We start from the raw sequence: 20,112 nt of genomic DNA, 5'->3' as shown, positions 1-20,112 counted from the left end.
CTGATTTCGTTGATCGGTTCAGGCTGGTTATCAGCCGGTTTTCGTCACGCCGTTGGCAGCGGCGATCTGTTCGTGGTGCCGGATCACTTCGCGGACGACGAAGTTCAAAAACTTCTCCGCGAAATCCGGATCGAGATGCGCATCCTTCGCCAGCTGGCGCAGGCGGGCGATCTGCTGCTGCTCGCGCGCCGGATCGGCGGGCGGCAGGCCATGCTCGGCCTTCAGCACGCCGACCGCCTTGGTGCAGCGGAAGCGCTCGGCCAGCATATGGATGAGGGCGGCGTCGATGTTGTCGATCGAAGCGCGGTAGCCAGCCAGGATGACGCGTGCGTCGGCCATGTCCTTCTCCTCGTTCATCGCCCGCTCATTTCTTCTTGCCCAAACCAGGCAGCCCGCCACCGCCCAGGCCGGGAAGACCCGGAAGTTTCATGCCGCCGGGCAGGCCTGGCAGTCCGCCGCCACCGGGCATAGCGCCCGGCATGCCTTTGCCGAGACCGGCTGCCTGCGCCTGCTTCTGCAAGGCCTCGAGCTGCTTCGGATCCATCTTGGAAAGATCCGGCATCCCGCCCATTCCACCGCCCGGCATCATGCCGCCGAGCCCCATCTTGGAGGCAAGGCCGCCCATCATGCCGCGCATGAGGCCACCGCCTTTGCCCTTGCCGCCCATCGCCTTCATCATGTCGGCCATGCCGCGATGCATCTTCAAGAGCTTGTTGATCTCGGCAGCATCCGTGCCGGAACCGGCGGCGATGCGCTTCTTGCGCGAGTGCTTCAAAAGATCGGGATTGGCGCGCTCGGCCTTGGTCATCGAGGAGATGATGGCGAGCTGGCGGCCGAACATCTTGTCGTCGAGGCCGGCGGCGGCGAGCTGGTCCTTCATCTTGCCCATACCGGGCATCATCCCCATGATCCCGCCCATGCCGCCCATTTTCGACATCTGCTGAAGCTGCTGGGCGAGGTCGTTCAGGTCGAACTTGCCCGACTGCATCTTTTTCGCCATCGCCGCCGCCTGCTCGGCGTCGATGGTTTCGGCGGCCTTCTCGACGAGCGAAACGATGTCGCCCATGCCGAGGATGCGGTCGGCGATGCGCTTGGGGTGGAATTCCTCCAGCCCGTCCATCTTTTCGCCGGTGCCGATCAGCTTGATCGGCTTGCCGGTGACGGCGCGCATGGAAAGGGCGGCGCCGCCACGGCCGTCGCCGTCCATCCTGGTCAGCACCAGGCCGGTTATGCCGACGCGCTCGTCGAAGCTCTTGGCAAGGTTCACGGCATCCTGGCCGGTCAGCGAGTCGGCGACCAGCAGGATCTCGTGCGGCGACGACACCTTCTTGATGTCGGCCATCTCGACCATCAGCGGCTCGTCGATATGGGTGCGGCCGGCGGTGTCGAGGATGACGACGTCATGGCCGCCGAGCCTGGCCGCCTGCACGGCGCGCTTGGCGATGTCGACCGGGCTCTGGCCGGTGATGATCGGCAGCGTGGCGACCCTGGTCTGCTCGCCGAGCTGGCGCAGCTGCTCCTGCGCGGCGGGACGCCGCGTGTCGAGCGAGGCCATCAGGACTTTCTTGTTCTGCCGCTCGCTCAGGCGCTTGGCGATCTTGGCCGAAGTGGTCGTCTTGCCGGAGCCCTGCAGGCCGACCATCATGACGACGACAGGCGCCGGCGCGTTGAGGTCGACGGCCACACCTTCGGCACCCAGCATGTCGACCAGCTCGTCATGGACGATCTTGACGACCATCTGTCCGGGCTTGATCGACTTGAGCACCGCCGCGCCGACCGCCTTCTCGCGCACCTTGTCGGTGAAGGAGCGAACCACTTCCAGCGCGACGTCGGCCTCGAGCAGCGCACGACGCACCTCGCGAAGCGCCGCCGAGACATCCGCCTCGGACAGCGCGCCGCGGCCGGTCAGGCCGTTCAGGATCGAACCAAGGCGTTCCTGTAGTGATTCAAACATTCTTTTTCCTTTTCCCTGGCACCTGTGGATGCCCGAGAGGTAGTGCGTTCGCGCTGGGTTCGCCAAGCAAAAGCGCAAAGCCAAAAAGCACCCGGGGGCGCATTGCGCTGCCGGGTGTTGGCCTCCAGGATCTCTTTACAGCTCTTGCCTCAAAGAGGCTTCGGCGTCCTGGTCGGCTTTCGCGAAAGAAAACTCGTCGCGGAATTCAGCGGCTCTAGACAGGAAATCGGCCGCGGAGTCAAGGCTAATGCATGCCGCGCAAAAGTGCGCAGCGGTTTTGCGGCAACGACATGCATCAAAAAACAATGCTCAAATCCGGGTCAAGACGCCGCGATTTGAGGCGGCTCACCGCGGGCTTTGCTTGTTCGTCCCAACCTTGAGCGGCGAACGCCGATGCAAAAGCAGCAGCATCGTCAAAAGCGTGCTGACGATGCCGATGGCGGCGATGAGAACAGCGTCCAGGCTGGTCCAACCGGGGCCTTCGAGGGGCCTGGCGTTGAGCAGCGCGAAGGAATTGTAGCCCTCCTGGTGCGAGATCAGCAGGAAGCCGGTCAGGTTGTTGCCGAGATGCGCGCCGAAACCGGCGCCGAGATTGCCGGTGACATAGACCAGCAGTGTGAGCAGCAAGGCAAAGGCGCCGATCGAGACGAGCACACAGGCATTGATGGCCAGCGTCGAGGCCGAATTCCAGTGCAGCGAGGTGAATAGCAGTCCCGGCAGCACCGCCCAGATCAGCGGGCTCTTGAAGCGATAGGCCAAGCCACGCAGCAGATAGCCGCGAAACAGCACTTCTTCCGACGACGTCTGCAGGAAGGCGAGGAGTGCGATCGGCACCAGGAAGAGCAGCCAGGACGATAACGCGATCGGTCCGCGCGCGATCTCCGGCTGTAGCCAATAGAGCAGGATCTCGGAGAAGAGCGAGGTGATCAGGACCGCAACCAGGCCCTTGAGGAAATCGCCGCCCGCGATGCGGCGACTGAAGCCGAAAAGGGCCGCGAGCGGCTCGCCATGCACGTAGCGCATCGCCACCCACAGGCCGATCCAGATGCCGGCAAAGGAGGTCAGGGCGCTGAGGATGCCGATGGGCGATGCCAGGAAGTCCTGCATGTAGCGCCCGCTCGAGGGGCCGGGGAGACGCCAGACGATGTAGGCATAGGTGCCGGCAAACAGCACCAATGCCGTCGCGGCCATCCAGCACACGACGACGATCGCCGTTCCGAACAGCAGGCGCAGCGAGCTGGTCTTTTCGTTCGGCGAGCAGCGATAGCGCTCGAAGGCGGCATTTTCGATCGTCACGCGGCTCCCCTGCCGAAGGCGTTGGCCATGCAATCTAGGAGATCGCCGGTTACCGCGCGATTACTCGGCGGAACTAGCAGCTGAGTTGGGTCGCTTCGAGTGCAAAGAACCTTGAAAGATGCTATCGAACGACGTGACCCGCTGTCACGATTGGAGACGAGCTGGAACGTCTATCGCGTCGTCATCCACGGGCGAAGCAAGGAGCGAAGCGACGCGCGCAGACCCGAGGATCCATTCCGTGACTTCGAGGCGCCGCAACGAGCCAGAATTCCGCACCGCTGCACTCTTCGGTCGATGTAACGGAATGGATTCCAGGGTCTCCGCGACGGAGCTTCGCTCCTGCTTCGCCCTGGAATGACGAAGTCGCGGCATGTGCCCGCAACCAGAAAGGAAATGAAGATGGCTGCCAGCATCTTCCCGCCGATCCATCCGGGCGAAATCCTCCGTGAGGAGTATCTGGTCCCGCTTGGGCTGAAACCATATACGTTGGCCAAGAAGCTACATGTTCCTCGCACGCGCATCGAGCGCCTAGCGAGCGAAACCACGCCCGTAACACCAGACACGGCGCTTCGCCTTGCCAAGTTCTTCGGCACGACGCCCCGGTTCTGGATGAACATGCAGGCCAGCTACGATCTCGCGGTGGAAGGCGAGGCAAAGAAGGCCGAAATCGCGTCGATCGAGCAGATGCAAGCCGCCTGAGTTTCGGTCGGCGGAGCAAGCAAAACGGCCGCCATCGCTGGCGGCCGCTCTCATGACAGCGATCAAGCCTGCTCAGCGCATCACATAGACGATACGCCGCGTGCCCGGATCGACCAGCGCCGGCTGGTTGTTCACATAGACATAGCGATACCGGTAATCCGGGATTTCGCGCAGCTCGACCGTGTCGGGCAGCGTGGCGCCGGTCACCACCTCGCCGTCGAGATAGACCGGATCGACCCGGTGCGTGGTGACATAGGTGCCGACCTCGGCTGGCGGTCTGCCGATCGACTCGATGGCGTCGCCGTTGGAAACGATGGCGCCGGTGTAGGTGTCCGTGGTGTAGACATTGTCGGTCGGCGGCGCCACGACGGCAATGCCGGCATCGGCCGGCCGGCGCGTCAGCACGACGCGGCTGCCGCCGAAATCGCCCGTCACATAGTCGGAATAGACCCAGCCATTGCCGCCAGCTTCGGCGATCGTGCACCATTTGCTGTTCTCGATGCAGCCAGTGAGTGTGGCCGACTGGCCGGCGGCCAGCACGCCGATAACGGGATATTGCGGGCCGGGGCCGGCGCGCACATTGAGATCGGCCACCGCCGAGACGGCGGTGTCGGCCAGAGCCGTGCCCGACATGGCGAGCAGCGCGCCGGCAAGCGCCGGAAACAAGACGCGGTTCATGGTTTCACTCCGTTTTCAAAACGCTCCCTCGCGCTCCGAAACGAAACCAAAGCTTATGCGTTCCGGCTAAAGTGTCTTTCGGCCGCTCACGAATTGTTCCACGGTTTTTCGGCGTTCCGGTCAAAAAGGGGTGAGCGGGCTCAAGCTGCGCCCGGCTCTTCGAGTGTGTTTCCCGCCGGCCGCTCGAAGCGCCTTTGCCGCGGCAAGCCCCGCGGCACCGGCGCCAATGATCACGACATCAACGTCGTTCATGAGGCAAGCCCGCCACACTTGGCGCCTGATCGTAGGCAAATTGCCCTTCTTTCGCCAGGGTCGGGTGTCACTTCCCCCGCGAGGGCGGTGACAACTGGACGTTTCGCTGGCAAATTCACAACCGGGACGTGATTCAGGCAACCAGGAGAAGGACATGGCATTTTTTGCCAAAAGAAGGATTTTCGTGGCCGCCGCGGCGGTGGTGGCGATGCTTGGGCTGGCGACAGGCGCTGAAGCCGCGACCAGCTGTGGCAAGAACGGCGCCGGCTTCGACGCCTGGAAGCAGGACTTTGCCGCCGAGGCCAAGGCCAACGGTGTCGGCCAAAGGGGCCTGTCGGCGCTGGCCGGCGCGACCTACGCGACAAGGACGATCTCGGCCGACCGCGCCATCCACAAGGCTTTCAGCGGTTCGGTGGAGGCGTTCATGAAGCGCCGCGGCGCTTCCGCGATCATCTCGAGGGGCCGCGCGCTGAAGAAGGCCAACGCGGCGATGTTCGCCAATATCGAGCAGACCTACGGCGTGCCGCCGGGCGTGCTGCTCGCCATCTGGGGCATGGAAACCGGCTTCGGCGCTTCGATGGGCAACCAGAACACGGTTTCGGCCATCCTGACGCTGGCCTATGACTGCCGCCGTCCGGACTATTTCACCCCGCATGCCATCGCCGCGCTCAAGCTGGTCGATCGCGGAGCGCTGAGCGCCTCCTCGGTCGGCGCCATGCATGGCGAGATCGGCCACACGCAGTTCCTGCCCGGAAACGTGCTGAAATACGGCGTCGGCAGCGGAAACCTGCGCGACCGCAACACGGCTTTGGCGTCGACCGCCAACTTTCTCAAAGGCCATGGCTGGCAAGCCGGCGCGAGCTACCAGGCCAATATGGGCGCGATCGCCGGCTGGAATTCGGCAAGCGTCTATCAGCAGGCCATCGCCCAAATCGCCGAGGCGATCGACGCCGACTGATCGAGTCTCCGTTGAGCAGAACAGCCCGGCCATGCGCCGGGCTTTTTTGTTGGACTTGGAGATTGGCGAAAGCCGGGAACGCGAGAATCTCCCCCTCTCGGGGGGAGATGTCGCCGACGCGACAGAGGGGTTCTCGCGCGTGAAGCTGCGACATATCCCTCGTCATTCTAGGGCGGAGCAAGGAGCGGAGCGACGCGCGCAGACCCTAGAATCCATGCCGTGACATTGGCCGTAGAATGCAACGGTCCAGATTAGCCGTTGGCGATAGTGACAGCTAAGGTCGCTCGATGACCGGCTACGTCTATATGACCGCAAGCCAGAAAGGCGGCACGATCTATATCGGTGTCACCAACGACCTTGCTCGTCGGATGCCCGAGCACAAGACCGGCCAAGGCTCCAGCTTCACCCAGCCGTTACGGTGTGCAGCGTCTGGTCTGGTACGAGGAGTATTTCGACATCGCCGACGCCATTCAACGTGAGACGTCATTGAAGCGCTGGCCACCCCGATGGAAGATCGAACTCATCGAGAAAAACAATCCGGAATGGTTCGAGCTCTTTCGCGGAACTGGCTGGTAAGCGTTCTGGACCGTGGCGGCTCTCAAGCGCCACGGCATGGATTCTAGGGTCTGCGCGCGTCGCTTCGCTCCTTGCTCCGCCCTAGAATGACGAAGGACAGGTCGGCACGAGGCACCCCCCTCTGCCCTGCCGGGCATCTCCCCCGCAAGGGAGGAGATCAGCAGTTTCAGCGGCGGTTCCTCGCCGCCAGCGTCCGCAACCTCAAGCCGTTCAGCCGGATAAAACCCTCGGCGTCCTTCTGGTCATACGCGCCGCGATCGTCCTCGAAGGTGACGAGCGCATCCGAATAAAGCGTCTTTTTCGACTTGCGGCCGGTGACGATGACGTTGCCCTTGTAGAGCTTCAGCCGCACTGTGCCTTCGACGTCTTCCTGGCTCTTGTCGATCATCGCCTGCAGCATGACGCGCTCGGGCGAGAACCAGAAGCCGTTATAGATGAGCTCCGCGTAGCGCGGCATGAACTCGTCCTTGAGGTGGGCCGCACCCCGATCGAGCGTGATCGATTCGATCGCGCGATGGGCGGCGATAAGGATGGTGCCGCCGGGCGTCTCATAGACGCCGCGCGACTTCATGCCGACGAAGCGGTTCTCGACAAGATCGAGGCGGCCGATGCCGTTGTCGCGGCCAAGGTCGTTGAGTGCCGCCAGCATGGTGGCCGGCGACAGCTTCTTGCCGTCGAGCGCGATCGGATCGCCCTTCAGGAACTCGATTTCGATCTCGGTGACGGCATCGGGCGCGTCCATCGGCGAGACGGTGCGCTGATGGACGAATTCCGGCGGCTCGCTCCACGGATCCTCCAGCACCTTGCCCTCGGAGGAGGAGTGCAAAAGGTTGGCGTCGACCGAGAAGGGCGCTTCGCCGCGCTTGTCCTTGGCCACCGGGATCTGGTGCTGCTCGGCGAAGTTGATCAGATCCGTGCGCGACTTGAACGACCAGTCGCGCCACGGCGCGATGACCTTGATGTCAGGGTTGAGCGCATAAGCCGAAAGCTCGAAGCGGACCTGGTCGTTGCCCTTGCCGGTGGCGCCATGGGCAATTGCGTCGGCCCCGGTCTCCTTGGCGATCTCGACCAGATGCTTGGAGATCAGCGGCCGGGCGATCGAGGTGCCGAGCAGGTAGGTGCCTTCATAGACGGTGTTGGCGCGGAACATCGGGAAGACGAAGTCGGCGACGAATTCCTCGCGCACGTCGACGATGCGGATGTCCTTGATGCCCATCATCTCGGCCTTCTTGCGCGCCGGCTCCAGCTCGCCTCCCTGGCCGAGATCGGCTGTGAAGGTGACGACTTCGGCGCCGAGCTCGGTCTGCAGCCATTTCAGGATGATGGAGGTATCGAGGCCGCCGGAATAGGCGAGCACGACTTTCTTGACGTTCTTGATCTTGGACATTTTTGGCGGTCCCGCGAGAAAATAGTTTTCGCGGGCGAGGTATCACGGCCTTTCCGGGCCACGCAAGAGACGAAGGTACACAGGAGAAGCCAATCGCCGCGCGTGATCTCCCCTCACGGGGGGAGATTTGGCGCGGCCGACCTGCAGCTGGCGCGACTGGGGCGGCTGCGTTATAGACTCGCAAGCCATCACGATACTGGGCCTCTAATGTCCTTCATTCCCGACACCACCACGCTGATCCAGTTCGCGATCGCCACCGTCATCCTGGCGATCACGCCAGGACCGGACATGACGTTGTTCGTGTCGCGCACGCTGAGCCAGGGCCGTGCCACCGGTTTCGCCTCTATGGCGGGCGCGCTCACCGGCACGCTGATCCACACCACGCTGGTGGTGGTCGGCGTCTCGGCGCTGATCGTCGCTTCACCGATGGCCTTCTTCGTCCTGAAAATCTTCGGCGCCGGCTATCTGGTGTTCCTGGCCTTTCAGGCTGTGACGAAAGGCTCGGCCTTCTCGCCGGAGAAGAGGACGGGACCGCAAGTCTCCTTGTTCCGCAGCTGGGCGGCCGGGCTCGGCGTCAACCTGCTCAACCCCAAGATCATCCTGTTCTTCATGACCTTCCTGCCGCAGTTCGTCTCCGCGCATGACCCCAATGCGTCGGGCAAGCTGTTCTTCCTCGGCATGATGTTCGTCGTGCTGTCGATACCAGTAACGGTGCCGATGGTGCTGGCGGCGGAAAAGTTCTCGGCGGCGATGAAGGCAAGTCCGCGCGTCACGCGCGTGGTCGACTATCTGTTCGGCGGCGTGTTCTCAGCCTTCGCGCTCAAGATCCTGACGGCGCAGGCGAAGTAGACCCCAGCGCTTGCAGGCGCGGGTCAGGCTTCCAGATCGGGCAACGCCTCGCGGCGCCAGCTTCCGGCCCAGCGGCCGGCGGCGAGCCAATAGAAGATGCCGCCGATCATGCCGCTGCCGATCACGGCCAATCTGGCGTTGGTCTCGGTGATATCGAAATTGGCATCGCCGGTCTCGTGCACGAAACCGAGGAAGATGCCGGCCACGACGGCGCCGGCCAGCGCGTAGAACAGCCAGTCGCGCCGGCCGAGCGCTTCGGCAATCAGGATCACGACAGCCGCCGGCATAAAGGCGAAATAAGCGACGAACAGCGCCACGAAAGGCACCGAGAAATAGAGCGAGGCGGTCGCCGTCGGCTCCGGATTGGCGGGGGTATAGCCCAGATGCGCCAGGAACAGGATGTTGAGGAAGGCGCTCGCCGACAGCGAGGCCACGACATAGCCGGCCAGGATGACGGCGAAGCGGACGAGATAGGCGATGAGGCGTCTCAAGCCTCGCCGTGCCCCGCGATCATCATGGCTTCGAGCGCCAGGCGGTCGACCTTGCGCATGCGCTCCGATTCCGACTTGAGCTGGCCGCAGGCGGCGAGGATGTCGCGGCCGCGCGGCGTGCGGATCGGCGAGGCGTAGCCGGCATTGTTTATGTAGTCGGCGAACTTCTCGATCGTCTCCCAGTCCGAGCACTGATAGTTGGTGCCGGGCCATGGGTTAAACGGGATCAGGTTGATCTTGGCCGGAATGCCCTTCAAGAGCTTCACCAGCGCCTTGGCGTCGTCGAGCGAATCATTGACGTCCTTCAGCATCACATATTCGAAGGTGATGCGTTTGGCATTGGAGAGACCCGGATAGGCCTTACAGGCGGCGATCAGATCTTTCAGCGGGAACTTCTTGTTGATCGGCACCAAAAGGTCGCGCAAATCGTCATTGGTGGCGTGCAGCGAGATCGCCAGCATGACGCCGATCTCCTCGCCGGTGCGCGCGATCTCAGGCACGACGCCCGAGGTCGACAGCGTGATGCGGCGCTTCGACAGGGACAGGCCGTCGCCGTCGGAGGCGATCAGCAGCGCCTTCTTCACCGCCTCGAAATTATAGAGCGGCTCGCCCATGCCCATCATGACGATGTTGGAGATTTTTCGGCCCTCGGCCGGCACGATGGCGCCGTCCGGCGTGTCGCGGTCGGGGAAATCACCGAGACGGTCGCGCGCGGTCAGCAGCTGCGCCAGGATCTCTTCCGACGTCAGGTTGCGCACCAGCTTCTGCGTGCCGGTGTGGCAGAAGGAGCAGGTCAGCGTGCAGCCCACCTGCGAGGAGATGCAGAGCGTGCCGCGGCCCTCCTCGGGAATGTAGACGGTCTCGATCTCGACCGGACGGCCGGCGCCGCGCGGCGGAAAGCGGAACAGCCATTTGCGCGTGCCATCGGCGGAGATCTGCTCCTCGACGATTTCCGGCCGCGCGACGGTGAAATGCTTGTCGAGCTCGGCGCGCAGGTCCTTGGAGATGTTGAACATATGCGCGAAGTCGGAGACGCCGCGCACATACATCCAATGCCAGAGCTGCTGGGCGCGCATTTTTGCCTGGCGCTCGGGCACGATGCCGGCCTCGACAAGGGCGGCGCCAAGCTCGGCGCGGGTCAGGCCGATCAGCGATGGCTTCTCGGTCGGTGTTGCGCGGCGCAAGGCGTCACGGGCGCCATCGGCGGTAAGATCAAGCGAAACGGTCATGGTGGCGCCAATATAAGCGATTTGCGGCCGATTTCAGCATCGGCCGAACAGGAAGCGCGGCGCATAGCACAGCTCGGCGATAGAGTCATGCGCCCGGCCTTTCCCTTCTCCCACAAGGGGAGAAGGGGAAGACGCGGCTCGGCACAGCCTTACCCCTGGGTATCCGCCCGCCGGCGATGACCGCTGACCGTAACCCACCGCCGCTCCCGCCGGCAGGAAACCGATCACATATTCGTGTTGGCGTAACCAATCGATGCGCATCCGCGAACCTGAAAGGGGCGACCATGCCCCGCAACAATGGGAGTTTCCGGATGCACTCGATCAAGTTCGTTCTTATCGCCGGCCTCGTCGGTCTTTCCGCCTCGCAGGCCTTTGCCGAAGACACAATGGGCGCGATGACCATGATGAAGGGTGGCCAGGTTACCGCGATCATGCCGGACGGTCACATGGGCACCATGATGCCGGACGCCAAGATGAGCGCCGAGATGATGAAGATGGCCAAGCCGATCAAGCATTGCATGATGATGATCACCGACGCCAAGGGCAAAGCCTACATGGTCGATACGTCGACCAAGAAGGCCCAGGCCGAATGTGAAAAAATGGCCATGTGAATTCGAACTTTGCCCGCCTGACGTTCCCGCCGGCATGACAGCCGGCGGGACAATCCTGAGCGCCTGCGCGATAGCGCCCTCGACCTTGTGGTCTTGATCGACCCTCAGCCTGTGCTAGGGCTGGGTTTCCATCATAAAGGCGGACATGGCCGGGCTATCTCGAAAATACCGTATGTTGCGGCGCTCGCAGGCGATGTGGGTATCGCGGCGCGTCTGGCAGCCGCGTCTCGTCTTCTGGGCCGGCGCCATCTCGATCGGTCTGATCAGCGTCCTGTTCGCATTGCTCGCCGATCACGCGCAGACCCTGTTTCACGCCATGACGGGCAATGATGGCGGCTGGCGATTCTATCTGCCGCTGGTGGTGACGCCACTCGGCTTCGTCTCTTGCGCCTGGCTTGCGCATTCCTTCTTCCCCGGATCGCAAGGCAGCGGCATTCCGCAGGCGATCGCGGCGCGGCATTTGCGCGACGAGGACGATCGCAGCCACATCCTGTCGCTCAGGCTGGTGGTGGGCAAGATCGTGCTCACCATCGTCGGCCTCGCTTGCGGCGCCTCGATCGGCCGTGAGGGTCCAACAGTGCAGGTCGGCGCCTCATTGATGCTGCAGGCAGCGCGATGGGGCGGCATGGCGCAGGCACGCGGCCTGATCCTGGCCGGGTCCGCCGCCGGCATCGCCGCCGCCTTCAACACACCGCTTGCCGGCATCGTCTTCGCCATCGAAGAGATGGGCCGCGCCTATGAAGCGCGCACCAACGGCCTGGTGCTGACGGCGGTGATCCTGGCCGGCCTCGCCTCGCTGGGGCTGCTTGGCAACTACACCTATTTCGGCGTTGCCAAGGACACGGTCGCCTTCGCCAGCGACTGGCCGCTGGTGCTGGCCTGCGGCATCATCGGCGGCGGTGTCGGCGCGCTGTTCTCGCTGCTGGCGCTGAAAGCCATGCGGCGTATCCGGCGTTGGAACGCGCTGCAGCCGCTGCCGCGCACGCTGGTCGTGGCGGCTGTCTGCGGGCTGGCCGTGGCCGCGATCGGCATTGCCTCGGGAGGATTGACCTTCGGCACCGGTTACACCCAGGCGCGCGGAGCGATCGAAGGCGCGCCGCTGCCGGCCTTCTTTTTCGTGGAGAAATTCGCGGCCGGCCTGCTGTCGATGGTGTCGGGCATTCCGGGCGGCATCTTTGCGCCGTCGCTGGCGGTGGGCGCCGGCCTCGGCAGCACGCTCGGCCTGGTCTTCGGCGCGGCCACCGGCACCGCGGCGCTGCTCGGCATGGCCGGCTATTTCGCCGGCGTCGTGCAGGCGCCGATGACGGCTTTCGTCATCATCCTCGAAATGACCGGCAACCACGACAATGTGATCGCGCTGATGTGCGCGTCAATGCTGGGCTACGGCACGGCGCGGCTGATCTCGCACGAGCCGCTCTATCACGCACTGTCGCGCGTGTTCATCGCCGAGGCGATTCGGCGGCGACGGGCGGAAGCGGAGCCGGCGCGGGGCTGAACAGCGCCACCTGAAGCAAAAGGCCGGACGTCATGTCCGGCCTTGGGTCAGATCCGAATATCGTTGCGGCCTATTTGCACTTGGCGATCGAGGACAGCGCCGCCGATATGCCCTTCAGCGAAAAGACGTAAGACGTGGGGTTGCCGCGGCCCGACTTCGCCTGCACCTTCATGTCGGTGCCGGTCTTCATGGCGGCGATCAGCACCGGCTCTTCGGCGGCGTTCTCGACCCAGGCCGACTTGCCGCGGGTGAACATCGAGAACGACTTCTTGTCGATGGTGACGGTGGCCTTCGAGCCTTCCTGGAAGTTGTAACCGGCGATGAACTGCGGCTCGTAGGAGACCTGCTGTCCGGGCCGCTGGCTGACGAAGAAGAACATGTCGCCATGGTCGAGCGTCTTCGGCTGCTTGTCGGTGGGCACGGTCAGCACATAGCAGACCTTGCCGGCCTGCGACTGATAGCTGTAGGTGCCCCAGGCATTGTGCTGGCCGATCTTGGTCGCCTGCTGCGCCAGCGCCGGCGCCGCGAAGGCGGCCGCCAGGACCAGGCTGGAAACTGTAGCAATCAATCCGCGCATCGTTCTTCCCGTATTCCAAATGGTGCGGAGGCGGGCCGCCTGGCGTCCTGCCGTCGCTTCATTTTGATTTAATCAGGGTTACCAAACGGTGAATTGTCCTCGAAGAAAAGGAACTCACCCCAGGAAACCGCCACCATTCGCGCCGCCGCCGTTGAAAGCGGCTGGCGCGACGTCCCGGCGCGGAGTTGGAGGCCACGAAAACGGCAAGAGTTTGTCTTTTCGCGCGCGCTGATTTGCGGGTGTGAAGCCAAGCCTAAAAGCGCGTCGCGCTTTAAGTCCCTGGTTTTGATGCATGTCGTCGTCCCAGAACCGCTGCGCACTTCTGGGCGACATGCATTAGGTCAGTTCCTGTCGGCCAGCGCGTCCCTGGCGGCCTGCCTGTGGGCAGGCGTGATATGGGCGCTGACGGCGGCGATGGCCGCGGTCAGCACGGCAAGGTCGTCGGTGAAGCCGAGGCCGACGACGAAGTCGGGAATGAAATCGAACGGCAGCACGAAATAGCCGAGCGCGCCGAGCAGGATGCCTTTGGCGCGCAGCGGGGTGTCCTTGTCCAAGGCGCAGTAGTAGGCGGCGACCACTTCATCCATGAACGGAATCTGCCGCGCCGCCTTCTTGGCGGTGCGCCAGAATTTCTCGCGCACTTCGCCCTCCCCGGCGAGCTTGTCGCCGAAGCCGAAGAAATCGAAACGGGGACCTTGCGTCATCAATCGCTCCTTGGCTGCGCGTGTCCCTGCACGTCGACCCGCCGCGAAAGATGTGGTGAAAGGGGTGGGCTGCTACAAGAGTTCGGCGGTTGCTTGGCCGGGAAAATCGGGATCACCTGGCGTTTGGCTGCGATATGGTGCTGCGGCACTCCGAATGCCGGTTGGTGGGTGCGACCGGCAATCGCCTTAAAGCGCGTCGTGCTGAACCGGATTCAGGCGACGCGCTTTAAGTCTTTTTAAGTCTTTGTTTTGATGCATGTCGTTGTCCCAGAACCGCTGCACACTTCTGGGCGACATGCATTAGTCAGGTGATTGGCTGAGGCATCCCCTCCGATCGTCATCCACGGGCGGAGCAAGGAGCGAAGCGACGCGCGCAGACCCGAGGATCCATGCCGTTACTTTCGAGAGCCGCTCACGGTGCAGAATTCTGCTCCGCTGCATTCCTCGACCAAGGTCACGGAATGGATCCTCGGGTCTGCGCTCCGCTTCGCGTCGCTCCGCCCGTGGATGACGAAGTTCGCAAGCTTCGGCCAATCGCGAACGTTCGCCACGATCTGCACCGCCGTGACGCTCATAGGTCACGGAGACGCTCATAGGTCACGGAATGGATTCCAGGGTCTGCGCGCGTCGCTTCGCTCCTTGCTCCGCCCTGGAATGAGGACGTCAAACTACCGTCCTTAAAAGCGAGGCTGCTCGTCCTCAGCCGAAATAGCGGTTCATCCGTTTGGCGAGCTCGATGTCGAGCGCCGTCACGCCGCCGGCGTCGTGCGTGTTCAGCGTCACGTCGACGGTCTTGTAGACGTTCGACCAGTCCGGGTGATGGTCCATCTTCTCGGCCGCCAAAGCCACGCGGGTCATGAAGGCGAAGGCCTCGGAAAAATTCTTGAAGACGAAGCTGCGCTTGATGGAAGCGCCGTCGGCGGCGAGCGACCAGCCGTTGAGTTCGGCAAGCGCGGCCGTGACCGCTTCCGCGCTCAGTTTTTCCCTGTTCATGTTTGTTCCCTGTGCTATTTCGACATTAGCCAACCATAGCGCCGGATCGATGAGCGCAAAGCCCATAAAATCCATTCTGTTCGTCTGCCTGGGCAACATCTGCCGCTCGCCGCTGGCCGAAGGCGTGCTTCGCGCCGTGTTGGCCGAGCGCGGCAAGCACCAGGGCATCGTGCTCGATTCGGCGGCGACCAGTGGCTGGGAGGTCGGCTCCGCTCCCGATCCGCGCTCGATCGCGGTCGCCATAAGCCATGGCATCGATATCTCCAGGCAAAGGGCACGCAGAATAGCGCCGGAGGATTTTTCGCGCTTCGACCTGATCCTCGGCATGGATCGCGCGAATGTGCGCGACCTCAAGGCGCTGGCGTCGCCGATCGCACGCGGCCGCATCCATCTCTATCTGGACTTCGCGACGGGAAACGCCACAGACGTGCCGGATCCCTATTACGGCGATGCCGAGGCCTTCGCGTCCGTCTACCGCATGATCCGCGAGGCGTCGGAGGCGCTGGCAAGGCGGCTCGAGGTCCGTGCATCGGTGCCGACCAGCGGCCAGGCCTCCTCGACGATATAGGGGCCGCCACCGACCGAATCGCGCGACGACATCAAGACGAAGCGGCCGACGCGGAAGGGCAGCGCGGAAAAATTGCCGCGTGCCGAAAGATATTGCGCGACGTCGAGCGGGCTCCCGTTGCGCAGCCGCGCCAGCGTCACATGCGGCGAGAATTTGCGTGGGTCGGCCGGCAGGCCGAGCCGCTGGCAGATACGGTCGATCTCGCCCTGCAGCGCTGTCAGATCCGGCGAGGCCGACACGCCTGCCCATACCGCATGCGGCTTCTTGCCGCCGAAGGCGCCGACGCCGGAGAGCGTCATCTGGAAAGAGGGGCGATGAACCCTGTCGAGCGCATTGGCGATCTCGTCGGCGACATGGCCCTCGACATCGCCGATGAAGCGCAGCGTCAGATGGTAGTTTTCGACATCGATCCAGCGCGCTCCGGGCAGCCCGCCCCGGAGCAGGGAGAGCGAGAGAGCAGCATCACGCGGAATTTCGAGGGCGGTGAAAAGACGTGGCATGTGAAGCCTCCTGTCCTCGAATCGAAACTCTCGGCCCTAGCGAATCATCGATATCCGCTCGGGGCAAGCGGTTTGTTGTCCACAAGGTTTCCCCAACGGAAACCGTGACATTCCGGCCTCACGATGGGCCGCCATTGTCGGCGATCGCCTTCTCGACGATCGGCAGGATGCGCTCGACCATGACGTCGACGCCCTTCGAATTGGGGTGCAGGCCATCCTCCAACCGCAGATCGGGATGGCCGGCGACGCCGTCGAGAAAGAACGGATAGAGCGGAACATCGTATTTCGCCGCGAGCTTGGGATAGATGGCGTCGAAGGATCTCTGGTAATCGGCGCCGAGATTGGGTGCGGCGCGCATTCCGGCGAGAAGGACGGGAATGTTGCGTTGCTTCAACCTCGCGAGCATGGCGTCGAGGTTTTTCTCGGGGATATCGGGCGAGACGCCGCGCAACATGTCGTTGGCGCCGAGCTCGACGATCACCAGCCGGGTGCCGTCCGGCACCGACCAGTCGAGCCGCGCCAGCCCGCCGCTCGACGTGTCGCCGGAAACACCGGCATTGGCGACGGTGACCTCGAGGCCTTTCGCATTCAGCGCGGCCTGAAGCCTGTCGGTGAAACCCTGGCCCGGGCCAAGGCTGAAGCCCGCCATCAGGCTGTCGCCGAAGCCGACGATGGTGAAGGTGGCGGCGCGCGCCGACGAAATGGTGCCGCAAAGGGCGAGGAAAAGGACGAGGACTGGGAAAAGGGCAGGGCCTGCGGCAAAACGGTGTTTGAATGCCATGCGGCGAGCCCCATATGACCGAAACAATCCAAGGAAGGAGACACGGGCCGTCTCCTTTTCCCACATATAGGGCGCTTTCATTGTGACAGAAACCGTCATCGCGCTGAGGGATGTATCGCTGACGCTCGGCGAGGGCGCGTCCTCCGTCCATGTGCTGAAGAGCGTGAGCTTGGACGTGGCCGCCGGCGAAGCCACGGGTATCATCGGTCCGTCGGGTTCTGGCAAATCCACTTTGCTCATGGTTCTTGCGGGTCTGGAAAGGGTCGATTCGGGTACGGTACGAGTAGCCGGCGAGCTGCTTAACGGCAAAAGCGAGGATCGGATTGCATCGTTTCGTGGGCGAAACATTGGCATCGTCTTCCAATCCTTCCACCTCATTCCCAATATGACGGCGCTCGAAAATGTCGCGGTGCCGCTGGAGCTTGCCGGCCATGCCGATCCGTTCGGCGTGGCCGCGCGCGAGCTTGCGGCGGTCGGCCTGAGCGACCGTGTGACGCACTATCCGGGCGAGCTTTCCGGCGGCGAGCAGCAGCGCGTGGCGATCGCCCGGGCGTTGGCGCCGTCGCCGCGCATCCTGATTGCCGACGAGCCGACCGGCAATCTCGACCAGGCGACAGGCAGGCAGATCGCCGACCTTTTGTTCGCCAAGGCGGCGGAGCGCGGCATGACGCTGGTGCTGGTCACGCATGATCCCGCACTTGCCGCGCGCTGCGCGCGCCAGGTCTCGATGCGCTCGGGGCGGATCGAGGATGCGGCCCAGTTTAGAGTGACGGCGTAATCGCATGGCGGAGACCCCCTCATCCGGCCCCTCGGGCCACCTTCTCCCCGAGGGGAGAAGAGATCGTCGAGGCCGGCACCTCCCTCTTCTCCCCGCCGGGGAGAAGGTGGCCGCGCAGCGGCCGGATGAGGGGGCCTGGCTCCGCACGTTGAAGCTTGCCATCCGCTTCTCGCTGCGCGAGATGCGCGGCGGCCTGTCCGGCTTCATGATCTTCCTTGCCTGCATCGCGCTGGGCGTCGCGGCGATCGGCGGCGTCAATTCGGTGGCGCAGGCGATCTCCGCCGGCGTCGCCAACCAGGGCCAGACGCTGCTTGGCGGCGACCTGCGCTTCCAGGTCAACCAGCGCAGCGCTTCGAACGCTGAGCTCGGCTTCATCCGGAGCCTCGGCACGGTCTCGCAGAATTCCGGCATGCGCTCGATGGCGCGGCTGGAGGATGGCTCGGACCAGGCGCTGGTCGAAGCCAAGGCTGTCGATGACGCCTATCCGCTCTACGGCGCGCTGGAGACCGATCCGCCGCTGCCGAAGGAACAATTGTTCGGCGACAGGTCCGGCGTGTTCGGCGTCGCCGCGCCCGATCTTTTGTTCGACCGGCTCAATCTTCACATTGGCGACCGGCTGAAGCTCGGCAGCGCCATTTTCGAGCTGCGGGCCAGGCTGGCCAGCGAGCCGGATGCGGTGTCCGACGGTTTCGGCTTCGCGCCGCGGCTGATGATCTCGAGCGCGGGGCTTGCCGCATCCGGCCTGGTGCAGCCCGGCAGCCTGGTCGAGAACGCCTACAAGGTGAGGCTGCCCGACGGCACTTCGGAGGCGCGGATCAAGGACATCCAGGCTAAAGCCGCGAAGGATTTTCCGCAGGCCGGCTGGTCGATCCGCACGCGCAGCAACGCCGCCCCCGCGCTCTCCGCCAACATCGAGCGTTTCTCGCAATTCCTGACCCTGGTCGGGCTGACGGCGCTGGTGGTCGGCGGCGTCGGCGTGGCGAACGCCGTGCGCGCCTATCTCGACGGCAAGCGCGGCGTGATCGCCACCTTCAAGAGCCTCGGCGCTTCGGGCGGCTTCGTCTTCACCGTCTATCTCGTGCAGATCCTTTTGATCGCGGGCCTCGGCATCGTGCTCGGGCTCATCCTGGGCGCAGCGATGCCGTTCGTGGCGAGCGCGCTTCTGCAATCGGTCATCCCGGTGCCGGCGCAAGGCGGCTTCTATCCAGGCGCGCTCGCCATGGCGGCGCTGTTTGGCCTGCTGGTGACCTTGGCCTTCGCGCTCTTGCCGCTCGGCCGCGCCCGCGACGTGCCGGCAACCGCGCTGTTCCGCGAGATGGGCTTTGAAAGCCGCGGCCTGCCGCGCCTGCCCTATGTTGGCGCTGCGCTGGCAATCGTCGGCGCGCTGGCGGCGCTGGCGATCCTTTCGGCCAACGACTACCGCATCGCCTCGATCTTCGTCGGCGCGACGGTCCTCGCTTTCCTGGTGCTGCGGCTGGTGGCGGTGCTGGTGCAGTGGGTTGCAAAAAGGAGCCCGCGGGTGCGTTTCGTTTCGCTGAGGCTCGCGCTCGGCAATATCCATCGGCCCGGCGCGCTGACGCCCTCGGTGGTGCTGTCGCTCGGCCTCGGCCTGACGCTTCTGGTGACGCTGGCGCTGATCGACGGGAATCTTCGGCGGCAGATCTCCGGCAGCCTGCCGGAGCGGGCGCCGAACTTCTTCTTCGTCGACATCCAGAGCAGCGACGTCGATGCCTTCGCCAGCCTTGTCGGCAGGCAAGCGCCGCAAGGAACGCTGGTCAAGGTGCCGATGCTGCGCGGCCGCATCATGGCGCTCAACGGCGTCGACGTCGACAAGGTGAAGATCCTGGCCGACGGCGCCTGGGTGCTGCGCGGGGACCGTGGCCTGACCTATGACGCCAAGCAGCCGGAAAATGCGACGCTGACCGAAGGCATTTGGTGGCCGCGGGATTATTCCGGCGAGCCGCTGGTGTCGTTTTCGGCCGAGGAAGGCAAGGCGATCGGGCTGAGGCTCGGCGACACCGTGACCGTCAATGTGCTTGGCCGCAATGTCACGGCAAGAATAGCCAATTTCCGCCAGGTGCAATGGGAGACGATGGGCATCAACTTCGTCATGGTGTTCTCGCCCAATAGCTTTGCCGGGGCGCCGCATGGCTGGCTGGCGACGCTGACCGACAGGCAAGCCACCACGGCCGACGACGCGCGGCTGCTCAATGCCGTCACGCGTGCCTTTCCGGCGGTGACGACGGTGCGGGTCAAGGACGCGCTCGACATCGTCAACCGGCTGGTCGCGCAATTGGGCACGGCGATCCGCGCCGCCGCCGGCGTGGCGCTGATCGCCTCGGTGCTGGTGCTCTCCGGCGCGTTGGCCGCGGGCAACCGGGCGCGTATCCACGACGCGGTCGTGCTGAAGACGCTCGGCGCGACAAGGCGGACGCTGATTGCCGCCTTCTCGCTGGAATATGTGCTGATCGGCCTGGCGACCGCGCTCTTCGCGCTTGCCGCCGGCGGCGTCGCCGCGTGGTTCGTGGTCGCCCATATCATGACGCTGCCATCGCATTTCATGCCGGAAGTCGCGGTGGCAACGATCCTGGTTTCGCTGACTGTGACGGTCGGCATCGGCCTTGCCGGCACCTGGCGGGTGCTCGGCCACAAGGCGGCGCCGGTGCTGCGCAACCTCTGACCCGGCGGGCCCGGAGCCGTCGGTCGGGTTAAATCTTTGTAAGAATGCCGGCAACA

At 64.1% G+C, this 20,112-nt stretch carries 20 protein-coding genes and 1 pseudogene; 9 read left to right on the top strand and 12 right to left on the bottom strand.

Annotation, left to right across the window (positions count from 1 at the left end; translation table 11 throughout):
- Nucleotides 1-30: 30 nt before the first annotated feature.
- The 3 genes from RFM98_RS12955 to RFM98_RS12945 form a co-directional block, all read right to left on the bottom strand.
- Complete coding sequence (locus tag RFM98_RS12955; protein WP_320309227.1) at nucleotides 31-357, bottom strand: chorismate mutase; 327 nt, start codon at nucleotides 355-357, stop codon at nucleotides 31-33.
- A gap of 7 nt (nucleotides 358-364) precedes the next feature.
- Nucleotides 365-1,954, bottom strand: coding sequence for a signal recognition particle protein (gene ffh, locus RFM98_RS12950; protein ID WP_320309226.1), 1,590 nt, complete (start codon nucleotides 1,952-1,954; stop codon nucleotides 365-367).
- Nucleotides 1,955-2,299: 345 nt separating this feature from the next.
- Entirely contained in the window at nucleotides 2,300-3,250 is a 951-nt protein-coding gene (locus tag RFM98_RS12945; protein WP_320309225.1) for a CPBP family intramembrane glutamic endopeptidase, read from the bottom strand.
- A gap of 399 nt (nucleotides 3,251-3,649) precedes the next feature.
- Here RFM98_RS12945 and RFM98_RS12940 point away from each other — a divergent pair, with 399 nt between their 5' ends.
- Nucleotides 3,650-3,949, top strand: coding sequence for a HigA family addiction module antitoxin (locus tag RFM98_RS12940; protein ID WP_320309224.1), 300 nt, complete (start codon nucleotides 3,650-3,652; stop codon nucleotides 3,947-3,949).
- A 72-nt stretch (nucleotides 3,950-4,021) separates the two neighbouring features.
- Here RFM98_RS12940 and RFM98_RS12935 read toward each other — a convergent pair whose 3' ends face one another.
- Nucleotides 4,022-4,627 carry a DUF1236 domain-containing protein gene (locus RFM98_RS12935; RefSeq protein WP_320216794.1) on the bottom strand — a complete coding sequence of 202 codons (606 nt, stop codon included), beginning with the start codon at nucleotides 4,625-4,627 and terminating at the stop codon, nucleotides 4,022-4,024.
- 406 nt (nucleotides 4,628-5,033) lie between these two features.
- Here RFM98_RS12935 and RFM98_RS12930 point away from each other — a divergent pair, with 406 nt between their 5' ends.
- Both RFM98_RS12930 and RFM98_RS12925 read left to right on the top strand, forming a co-directional pair.
- Nucleotides 5,034-5,837 (top strand): lytic murein transglycosylase, encoded by an 804-nt coding sequence (locus tag RFM98_RS12930; RefSeq protein ID WP_320309223.1) that lies wholly within the window; start codon nucleotides 5,034-5,036, stop codon nucleotides 5,835-5,837.
- Nucleotides 5,838-6,124: 287 nt separating this feature from the next.
- Nucleotides 6,125-6,413 (top strand): annotated as a pseudogene (locus tag RFM98_RS12925) (GIY-YIG nuclease family protein).
- Nucleotides 6,414-6,579: 166 nt separating this feature from the next.
- Here the strand turns inward: RFM98_RS12925 and RFM98_RS12920 are convergent.
- Nucleotides 6,580-7,800 (bottom strand): argininosuccinate synthase, encoded by a 1,221-nt coding sequence (locus RFM98_RS12920; protein WP_320309222.1) that lies wholly within the window; start codon nucleotides 7,798-7,800, stop codon nucleotides 6,580-6,582.
- Nucleotides 7,801-8,007: 207 nt separating this feature from the next.
- On the opposite strand from RFM98_RS12920, the gene RFM98_RS12915 reads away from it, so the two are divergent.
- Nucleotides 8,008-8,649, top strand: a complete 642-nt coding sequence (locus tag RFM98_RS12915) for a LysE family translocator (protein ID WP_320309221.1) — start codon at nucleotides 8,008-8,010, stop codon at nucleotides 8,647-8,649.
- A gap of 23 nt (nucleotides 8,650-8,672) precedes the next feature.
- On the opposite strand, the gene RFM98_RS12910 is transcribed toward RFM98_RS12915, so the two are convergent.
- Nucleotides 8,673-9,140, bottom strand: coding sequence for a hypothetical protein (locus RFM98_RS12910; protein ID WP_320309220.1), 468 nt, complete (start codon nucleotides 9,138-9,140; stop codon nucleotides 8,673-8,675).
- Nucleotides 9,137-10,369 (bottom strand): dual-specificity RNA methyltransferase RlmN, encoded by a 1,233-nt coding sequence (gene rlmN / locus RFM98_RS12905; protein WP_320309219.1) that lies wholly within the window; start codon nucleotides 10,367-10,369, stop codon nucleotides 9,137-9,139. Before rlmN ends, RFM98_RS12910 begins: the two co-directional genes overlap by 4 nt.
- A gap of 311 nt (nucleotides 10,370-10,680) precedes the next feature.
- Between rlmN and RFM98_RS12900 the strand changes: the two genes are divergently transcribed.
- Together RFM98_RS12900 and RFM98_RS12895 are read left to right on the top strand one after the other, a co-directional pair.
- Nucleotides 10,681-10,980, top strand: a complete 300-nt coding sequence (locus tag RFM98_RS12900) for a hypothetical protein (protein ID WP_320216803.1) — start codon at nucleotides 10,681-10,683, stop codon at nucleotides 10,978-10,980.
- A 145-nt stretch (nucleotides 10,981-11,125) separates the two neighbouring features.
- Nucleotides 11,126-12,475 carry a chloride channel protein gene (locus RFM98_RS12895; RefSeq protein ID WP_320309218.1) on the top strand — a complete coding sequence of 450 codons (1,350 nt, stop codon included), beginning with the start codon at nucleotides 11,126-11,128 and terminating at the stop codon, nucleotides 12,473-12,475.
- Nucleotides 12,476-12,545: 70 nt separating this feature from the next.
- On the opposite strand, the gene RFM98_RS12890 is transcribed toward RFM98_RS12895, so the two are convergent.
- From RFM98_RS12890 to RFM98_RS12880, 3 genes are all read right to left on the bottom strand, one after another.
- Complete coding sequence (locus RFM98_RS12890) at nucleotides 12,546-13,052, bottom strand: invasion associated locus B family protein (RefSeq protein WP_320309217.1); 507 nt, start codon at nucleotides 13,050-13,052, stop codon at nucleotides 12,546-12,548.
- 341 nt (nucleotides 13,053-13,393) lie between these two features.
- Nucleotides 13,394-13,756, bottom strand: coding sequence for a YkvA family protein (locus RFM98_RS12885; RefSeq protein ID WP_320309216.1), 363 nt, complete (start codon nucleotides 13,754-13,756; stop codon nucleotides 13,394-13,396).
- A gap of 699 nt (nucleotides 13,757-14,455) precedes the next feature.
- The gene (locus tag RFM98_RS12880; protein WP_320309215.1) at nucleotides 14,456-14,749 is read right to left on the bottom strand and encodes a 4a-hydroxytetrahydrobiopterin dehydratase; all 294 of its coding nucleotides are present in this window, start codon (nucleotides 14,747-14,749) and stop codon (nucleotides 14,456-14,458) included.
- Nucleotides 14,750-14,798: 49 nt separating this feature from the next.
- Between RFM98_RS12880 and RFM98_RS12875 the strand changes: the two genes are divergently transcribed.
- Nucleotides 14,799-15,317 (top strand): low molecular weight protein-tyrosine-phosphatase, encoded by a 519-nt coding sequence (locus RFM98_RS12875; RefSeq protein WP_320309214.1) that lies wholly within the window; start codon nucleotides 14,799-14,801, stop codon nucleotides 15,315-15,317.
- Here RFM98_RS12875 and thpR read toward each other — a convergent pair.
- A complete protein-coding gene (gene thpR, locus RFM98_RS12870; protein WP_320309213.1) occupies nucleotides 15,221-15,817 on the bottom strand; it encodes an RNA 2',3'-cyclic phosphodiesterase in 597 nt (198 codons plus the stop codon). The two genes, RFM98_RS12875 and thpR, sit on opposite strands and share 97 nt — an antisense overlap.
- Before the next feature lie 118 nt (nucleotides 15,818-15,935).
- Nucleotides 15,936-16,598 (bottom strand): arylesterase, encoded by a 663-nt coding sequence (locus RFM98_RS12865; protein ID WP_320309212.1) that lies wholly within the window; start codon nucleotides 16,596-16,598, stop codon nucleotides 15,936-15,938.
- A gap of 82 nt (nucleotides 16,599-16,680) precedes the next feature.
- Here RFM98_RS12865 and RFM98_RS12860 point away from each other — a divergent pair, with 82 nt between their 5' ends.
- Entirely contained in the window at nucleotides 16,681-17,376 is a 696-nt protein-coding gene (locus tag RFM98_RS12860; RefSeq protein ID WP_320309211.1) for an ABC transporter ATP-binding protein, read from the top strand.
- A 181-nt stretch (nucleotides 17,377-17,557) separates the two neighbouring features.
- Nucleotides 17,558-20,056 (top strand): ABC transporter permease, encoded by a 2,499-nt coding sequence (locus tag RFM98_RS12855; RefSeq protein ID WP_320309290.1) that lies wholly within the window; start codon nucleotides 17,558-17,560, stop codon nucleotides 20,054-20,056.
- Nucleotides 20,057-20,112 lie beyond the last annotated feature (56 nt).

It is taken from the genome of Mesorhizobium australafricanum, assembly GCF_033977265.1.
GTDB lineage: Bacteria > Pseudomonadota > Alphaproteobacteria > Rhizobiales > Rhizobiaceae > Mesorhizobium > Mesorhizobium australafricanum.
This window is presented reverse-complemented; position numbering and strand designations above follow the sequence as displayed.